Raw genomic sequence first — 7982 nt, forward strand, 5'->3', positions numbered from 1 at the left:
GAAGTACTCACAATGCTCAGTAATAAAAGCATAAAAGATATCAACAGCGCAGTGCCTGCCGCCAAAAACGAGAGCATCGCGCCTAATCTACCGCTTTTGGGAAGTGGACGGAAAAGGCGCTGGTCTCATGGAAGCTTGTTTTTTTCGCTGTTCTTCTTTGTTCCCCTCATTATTTCCCGGCCTCTTTCCATGGAAGTGTGGGCGATCCAAACCCTCGGATACCTTAGCTTTGTCATTCTTTACATCAAAGCCATAAACCAGCCTATCAGCACACTGCCCACTTATCTGCTGCTTATGTTTATGCTTTCAGTAGCATGCAGCTTTCAAAACCCTGGTGGTGCAACCATTATCGGTTTCATTGCTTTTATCATCGGTTATTACAACTCGTTGAAAACAGGGTTAATGAGTATAAGCGTAATGATGGCAGTGCTTTTCACGCTTCACATTTCCATGTTTGAAAATGCCCATTTTCTTTTAGTCGCATCTATAATCAACAGCTTAGTGCTGTTCGGTTTTGGTGTTATGGAGCGCAAGGAAACCCTTCATGGGTTAAAAGAAAGCCAGCAGGCTGAAGCATTACGCGTATTGTCTGCGATTGCTGAACGTGAACGAATTGGCAGAGATTTACACGATGTTGCAGGTCACGCGCTCAGCTCTATTTCATTAAAAGCACAGCTGGCCGATAAACTTTTAAGTAAAGACAAGGTTGAAGATGCGCATCGAGAGGTAAAAGCGCTGGCGCAGCTTTCGCAAGCGTTGCTAAGCGATATTCGCCAAGCGGTGTCAGATATTAAACAGCTTTCTCTTCGCGATGAAATCGCAAAAGACAAGGCACTGCTAGAAGAAAACGGCGTTCACGTGACTGCCGATATCAGTGGTATGGCAGAGGCACGTTTAAACCCAAAACAAGAAAGTCAGCTTGCGCTTATTATCAAAGAGCTGACTACAAACACATTGCGTCATTCAAACGGAAACGCTGTGTCGCTTGGTCTTGAAGCTGAAGGGCGAACCATAAAGATGACCTATAAAGATCATGGCGTTATTGAGAACAGTGCATCGATTAAAGAAGGGAACGGATTAGTGGGAATTAGAGAGCGTGCAGCATCAATAGATGCAGGTGTGAGGTTTTCCTTCACTCCTAACTTTACTGTCAGTGTGCAGCTTAATGCGGAAGAAGCCTTTTCGATTAAGGAGCCCCTATGAGTTCAAAAGCGACAACGACCATTTTGATTGTTGAAGATCAGTCGCTGGTCCGCGATGCCATTGCCATGCTCCTGTCACTAGAAGACGATCTCACCATTATTAGTAAATGCAGTAATGGACAGGAAGCGATTGAATATTTGAACAATAACCCTGCTCCACATATTATTTTAAGCGATATTGAAATGCCGCTGGTGTCAGGGCTAGATTTAGCCGCTCACGTTACAAAACAAAGTCTTCGTACCAACGTGGTACTAATGACTACATTTTCCAAACCGGGCTATATCAAACGCGCATTGAGTTTAGGGGTTAAAGGGTTCATTTTAAAAGAATCTGACAGCGACTATTTAATTGATGCCATTCACAAGGTATCAGCCGGCGACAAGGTAATTTCACCTGAACTTGCTATCATGGCCCTTGACGATAAAAATCCATTGACGCAAAAAGAAATGTCAGCCCTTAAACTTGCCTCAGATGGCCTTAAAACGCGGGCCATCGCACAGCTGCTATTTCTTTCTGAAGGCACAGTACGTAATTATTTATCGGAAGCTATCTCAAAACTAGACGCAACTAATCGCGTGGATGCAGCGCGTATTGCAAAACAAAAGGGATGGTTGTAGCACAAAGGTAGCGGATTCATGTGCTAAGCGCCTGCGCGCCTTAGCACTTAAAACTCTTCAGTATCAATTTCTAGCTGTGTCGCCTGTGGGTATCTTGGCCCGCTGATTTTTTACGGTGCGAACCTATCGGCTCACTTTAGGTAACAAGGCGACGCACCATATTCAAACTTCATAATAGGACTTCGGAGTCACTTGAGAATTTACCGAATCAACAAGACGACTTAACGAATTATGGCAATGGGTGCGCTTTAAAAAATTGCCAAATTAACCCTGTTGCATTGAGGTTTTCTTCGGTTTTGCCTAAACCAAATTGCATTAATTTTTGTGGTATGGGGTTCCCGGGCCACGTGTGACCAGCCTCACTAGAGCGATAGAACACCACATCTGCATTATTGTTACATGCTTCGTAGTCCACCAAAACTAAAGAATCAGAGAGCACTGTTTCATTTGATGTCGGGCAAGCGTTGTTTTTAACCCAACCAGCCAGTGCATCTTCAACACCCATGGCCCAGTAAGGAGGAGAATCTTCGCTATGGACATAATGATTTACCCTGTCTTTTTTACCATGGAAAGTAATAACGGGCATGGCTCGAGTTGGCTGGCAGTCAGAAGGAAATCTTATGCCTGCCACAGGCCCTATGGCTGCTATAGTATCAGAAAGGTCGCAGCCTAACCGGCTACTCATTCGTGCACCACCAGAAAACCCCGTTGCAAATATGCGTTTTTTATCGATATGCAGTTGTTCGTGCAAACGATTTAAAAGCGCGCTAATAAATTGAACATCGTTTGGGCCAGGCTTCTTATTAACGTTCCACGTTATAGGTTCATCGTCAGAATTTTTAAATAGCGCGAGAGGCGTTACGACAACAAAACCTTCTTTATCGGCAAGCTTCTCAAAGCCGGATAATCCCTCTTGCATTTCAGGTGAATTTCCACTGCCATGAAAGTTAAAAACCAAGGGTATGGCTACCTTTGGCGAGTAAAAGTGCGGTACATATATACGGTATTCGCGTAAATCCTCTCCTACCTGAATGGTGGCATATTCAGCAGACTGCTGCGCTAGTGCCACACCGTTAAAGGCATACGCAACACATACTATTAAGCTAAGAACCAGCTTTTTAGCGAATTGTGGTCTCATTGTGAATCCTCTTTGGTAACCAATCAGTCGTCGTAGCTTACAACGCAAATTAACGCCTCGTTATACTGAGTTAGTTATACCTTTTCTTATTAGGGCTGTATTAACATATCGTGTTTAAGTGAAAAAACCTTTTCTTGTTTTATCTCTCGCGATGATGAGCCTATTTTCGCAGTGTACTCTCCAGCTGACGCTAACCACACGTTCTGTTGTTCATCAAACGATGTTAAATCTCGCGTACTTAGTTCAAAACGTAAAACTTCACTTTCACCCGGCTGCAGCTGTTTTGTCTTGGTAAATCCGCGAAGTTCACTCTCCGGTTTTTTAAGTGCATGCTGCGGTGCCGATACATAAAGTTGTGCAACTTCTTTTCCCGCAACCTTCCCATTGTTCGTTACTTTTATCGTAACCACTAAATTACCGGCAAATTCACTACTGCTAATGGTCATGTCTGAGTAAGAAAATGTGGTGTACGATAGGCCAAACCCAAAAGGGTAAGCTACTTCAGCGTTACTTGTGTTGAAATAACGGTAACCAACCATAATGTCATCGTCGTAGCTTACTTTCGCTGGCAGCGAATGAGTTGGACCTTCCGGTGTTGCCTTTGTATCGGTAACGATACCGGGAAAACCGTTGGCAGCTGGATAATCGCTTAAGTCAAGAGGCCAAGTATCAGGTAGCTTGCCTGAAGGATTCGTACGTCCAAGTAACACATCGGCAATAGCGTTACCGGCTTCCTGGCCAGGCTGGTAAGCGAGTAATATAGCATCTGCTTTTTGCTCCCAACTGGCTGTTTCTATTACTCCGCCAACATTCAAAATAACAATAACGGGTTTAGCGTGTTTACGAAAAGCATCAGACACCATATCGAGCATGGCGTGCTCTTCCTTGGTTAAGTAAAAGTCTGACGTTTCACGATCAACAAATTCACCTGAACTACGCCCAATAGTAATAATTGCTGCCGCGTATTTTTTTGCTGACGCCTTCAATCTCGCTAATTCTAATGGAAATTCTATCAATGCTGGCGTTGGCATAAATTCTGCGATGGGGCTATTTATTACGGGGCGTTTTGCCGCCTCGGTTTTTATGTGCGCTTTGTAAGCGTTACCCAAACCCGTTTCTACCTCGACACCCGCATTTAATAACCCGTCCTCGACAGTTACTGCATAAGCTTCATTGACATCACCACTTCCCGTACCGCCAATAATGGTGTCAAAAGAATGATTCCCGTATAACGCCACACTGTCATTTTTTGCTAAAGGTAGTGCGCTACTTTTATTTTTAAGTAACACCATCCCCTCTGAGGCTGCGGCTCTAGAAAGAGTAGCGTGCTTTTCTAAATCAGGCTTATTACTATAGTCGTAGTCCTGAAACGTTAGAGTGGACGAAACGAGCTTCAATATATTTTTCACATTGCGATCGAGTATCTTCTCATCAAGCTGCCCTTTTTTTATGGCATCTATTATCATGCCTTCTTGATAAGCCATTCCTGGCATTAACAAGTCGTTGCCAGCATACATTTGCGCTGAGGGGCTTTTTCCGCCAAACCAATCTGTCATCACGACACCATTAAACCTCCATTGATCACGCAAAACCTCTGTGAGCAAGTAAGGGCTCTGGGATGTATAGGTACCATTCACTTTGTTGTACGACGACATTAAAGTCCAAGGCTGACTTTCTTTAACCGCTATTTCAAAACCGCGAAGATAAATTTCTCTTAGCGCCCTTTCGCTTAACTGAACGTCAATTGTGTTCCGATTCCATTCATGGTTATTCGCCACAAAGTGTTTTAGTGAAGTTCCTACACCTTCAGCTTGAATTCCATTTACCATCGAGGCTGCCATTTTACCACTGAGTAAAGGGTCTTCTGAGTAGTACTCGAAGTTTCTTCCCCCAAGTGCAAATCTATGAATATTCAGCGCCGGCGCTAACAACACGTCCACACCGTACTCTTTAGACTCAAGTCCGATAGCGCGTCCTACTTTTTCGACTAATTTAAGATCCCAAGTCGAGCTCAACAAATTAGCAATAGGGAATGCGGTAGCGTGATAGGTATTGTCGCCATCATTGTCACGCCGAGGCGCAATGCGCAGCCCTGCTGGGCCGTCGGCTAGTACGACAGAAGGAATACCTAAACGGGGAACTGCGAATGTGGTGCCGGCCGCACCGGGCACTCTATCTTCAGTCTGCCCAACAGTGGGCCCACCATCCCCCATATCCATACCAGTGCCACGCACTAACTTTACTTTTTCCTCTAATGTCATAGCTTGCACCACTTCATCAAGAGACGAGTTACCTAAGGTAGGTGTTGCATGAACTGTCGATGAAAACGTAGCAAATAAAATAGCAGCATAGGTAAAAATACAGACAAAATTCTTGGTTTCTAATTTTGACTTTTTACGATTGATGTTTTTTATCATATTGAGTTACACACCATAGCGTTTAAAAACAATGAAAGGCCTAGTAAAACGACTTAAAAAAACTCGCCTTATAAAGGCGAGCTTTTCAAAATTAATTGCTTAAAAAGTCATTCCGAAACGCACCCCCACTGTCCGTGGGTCTTGAAGGGATGCCTCACCACCGGAAAACGCAGGGAAGTCACGCGTAATATCGGCATTTGATATAGTGATTTCATCTTCAATATTTTTTACAAAACCTTGAACATACCAATCATAGTCTTCAGGATTGTACGTCAGACTAATATCGGTCTTGTGAAAGGAAGGTTGCACAAAATTAGCTATTGCTGGTTCTGAGAACAGCACGTATTCATCACTGTATCGCGTTGAAATATCGAGTACCAAATCAGCGCCAGTTTCAAACTCAAATATATGCTGGTATTGAAGGATCGCAGTAAACTCTGGAGAGCGGTTCAATGACTCTCCCTTCAGATTGATAGTTCTGTTTAACTGCCAGTCTGTGTATTCAGCGTCAAGCCAAGTGAATGCAAGGTTCAATCTATCGTTCGGTGTTATAAAGTAGCGGCTTTCTACTTCCAACCCAGTGATGCTTGCTGCCCCAGCATTGGTTGTAACTTGGCAATCATCACCACATACGTTTTGAATAGTACTCAATTGCAGGTTTTCGTAATCGTACTCGAAAACACTAATAAACGTGCGTAAACCATTTTCTAAATCCATTTTCAGGCCTAATTCATAAGCCGTTAAGGTTTCAGGATCGTAGAATAGGAAATCAGGTGTTACTGGCGAATTACAGTTTGGTGTTCCCTCAAGACAACCGTCATTGAATCCACCTGCTTTATAGCCAGTAGATACCATCCCGTAAAGTAATATATTGTCCTCAATATCGTATTCTGCACCAAGTTTCCAAGTGGTTTCACTGTAGTTTACGCTGGCATCGTTTCTAGAATCTGGAATATTGTTGTCTGGCCCAGGAGTATAGTTAATAGGCTCATCACGAAACTGATGAAAAATAGTATTTCCCTGACGAGATTTATCATCTTTAGTGTATCGAGCTCCTGCCGTAAATCTCACATCATCAGTAATGTTAAACGTACTTTGTGCAAAAACTGCTTTTGATTTAGAAATAGTTGGATCTTGGGGAAACCCAAATACGCTAAATTCTCCAGCGAACCCTTGCAAACTGTTAAGTATCAAGAATGAAACCGCAGATTCATCTTTGAAACTATATATACCGCCCTGTAAGTTCATAAAGTCGGTTGTATAAAGAAACCGCAACTCGTTAGACAGTTGTTTGTAGTCGCCAGTGAACTCCTGTAACCCAGCATCAATGTCACCTGTATCGGTTACGCCACCAAACCCTGTTCGATTAAGTTCTTCCCGTTTGAACTCTCGGTAAGATCCAAGATAGGTAATTTCAAAGTTATCTTTAACATCCCAATTTAACTCTGTCATTATTCCCCACGTTGAATTGTCAACGCTTTCTTGTGCGAGATCGCTCCAGATTCGCGTTCTCAGTTCATCTGAGCTTTTGCCACCGCCGATATAGACAAAATCTTGCCCTCTACCGCTTTCAGGAATACCGGTACCCTCGAAATCATAGAAGTTAGTCAACGAAACCGTATTGTTATATAGCCCTTTAATTGTTGAATGATCGCCAACTACTAAGAGCGACGCGTCGTCAGAAATCTCAAATAGGCCACTTAATCTAAAAGACAAATTATCTTTATCTGGGTCAGTATCGAACTGCTCAGCTGGGCTTGGGTTAATAAAAGCGTCTCTTCTGTCTACGTTAATGGCTCCACGTATAGCCGCTTTCTCATTTAGCGCCACATTCATCATAAGCGTTGCTTGCTGTCTTCCGTAGTCGCCCAATACACCGTCGAAAGAACCGTAGGTATCGTCGACAGGTCTTGCAGAAATAACGTTAATGAGTCCAGCCGTGGCGTTCCTTCCGTACAATGTACCTTGTGGTCCGCGCAGAACCTCTACTTGGTCTAAATCGAAAAATGATACTTCTTGGGCTTGAGGCCGAGCGATGTACACTCCATCCTGCAGAAACGAAGCCGACGGGTCTCCTTTTTCTGTATTATCCGAGCTCGACACGCCTCGTATGGTAATTTGCATACCATTGGAACCCGCGCGATCAATAGATATACCGATTGCTTGGTCTTGCAAATTAGTTGGGTCCGTAACGCCCGCATTTGCCAAACTCTTAGCAGAGAGTGCCGTTACTGCAGCTGAAGTGTCAGCTAGGCTGGTACCTGTGCGTGTTGATGAAACAATAATTACTTCAACATCATCCGCCTCAATGGAATCCTCCTGGGCAGATGAAGCAGGCGTCGCAATAACTAAAGCGCCAAGTGCACTGGCAATGAGAATACTTAGTCGTGTTTTTCTTATGTAATTCATAATCCTATCCCGATTGTTTTGTTCACTCAAAGCCAACCAACTCATTTGCTGTGTGATTTTTTAGATAACTCGCGACAATAAGCTCTCGTAAGCCTTTGAGATTGACCTATATATTTCTTTTCGCATAAAAACCTTAACGCGACGCACAAAATGTAATTGATTACATTTTTTAATTCAAACCATTTTCACAATGTAAAC

Annotated in this window: 5 protein-coding genes; 2 read left to right on the forward strand and 3 right to left on the reverse strand. The window is 43.4% G+C overall.

The genetic code is table 11. From position 1 onward, the window contains the following. Positions 1–12 precede the first annotated feature (12 nt). On the forward strand, positions 13–1203 hold the full coding sequence (locus AC27KT_RS15815; protein WP_487131537.1) for a sensor histidine kinase: 1191 nt from the start codon (positions 13–15) through the stop codon (positions 1201–1203). Next, the gene (locus AC27KT_RS15820; protein WP_487131539.1) at positions 1200–1820 is read left to right on the forward strand and encodes a response regulator transcription factor; all 621 of its coding nucleotides are present in this window, start codon (positions 1200–1202) and stop codon (positions 1818–1820) included. The genes AC27KT_RS15815 and AC27KT_RS15820 overlap by 4 nt, the downstream gene beginning before the upstream one ends. A gap of 229 nt (positions 1821–2049) precedes the next feature. Here AC27KT_RS15820 and AC27KT_RS15825 read toward each other — a convergent pair whose 3' ends face one another. The 3 genes from AC27KT_RS15825 to AC27KT_RS15835 all read right to left on the reverse strand — a co-directional run bounded on the left by AC27KT_RS15825 (position 2050) and on the right by AC27KT_RS15835 (position 7784). Next, positions 2050–2958 carry a CE1 family esterase gene (locus AC27KT_RS15825; RefSeq protein WP_487131541.1) on the reverse strand — a complete coding sequence of 303 codons (909 nt, stop codon included), beginning with the start codon at positions 2956–2958 and terminating at the stop codon, positions 2050–2052. An 89-nt stretch (positions 2959–3047) separates the two neighbouring features. Further along, positions 3048–5375, reverse strand: a complete 2328-nt coding sequence (locus AC27KT_RS15830) for a beta-glucosidase (protein WP_487131543.1) — start codon at positions 5373–5375, stop codon at positions 3048–3050. A gap of 99 nt (positions 5376–5474) precedes the next feature. Continuing rightward, on the reverse strand, positions 5475–7784 hold the full coding sequence (locus tag AC27KT_RS15835; RefSeq protein ID WP_487131545.1) for a TonB-dependent receptor: 2310 nt from the start codon (positions 7782–7784) through the stop codon (positions 5475–5477). Positions 7785–7982 lie beyond the last annotated feature (198 nt).

Source organism: Alteromonas sp. 5NW40-0090 (assembly GCF_057552975.1).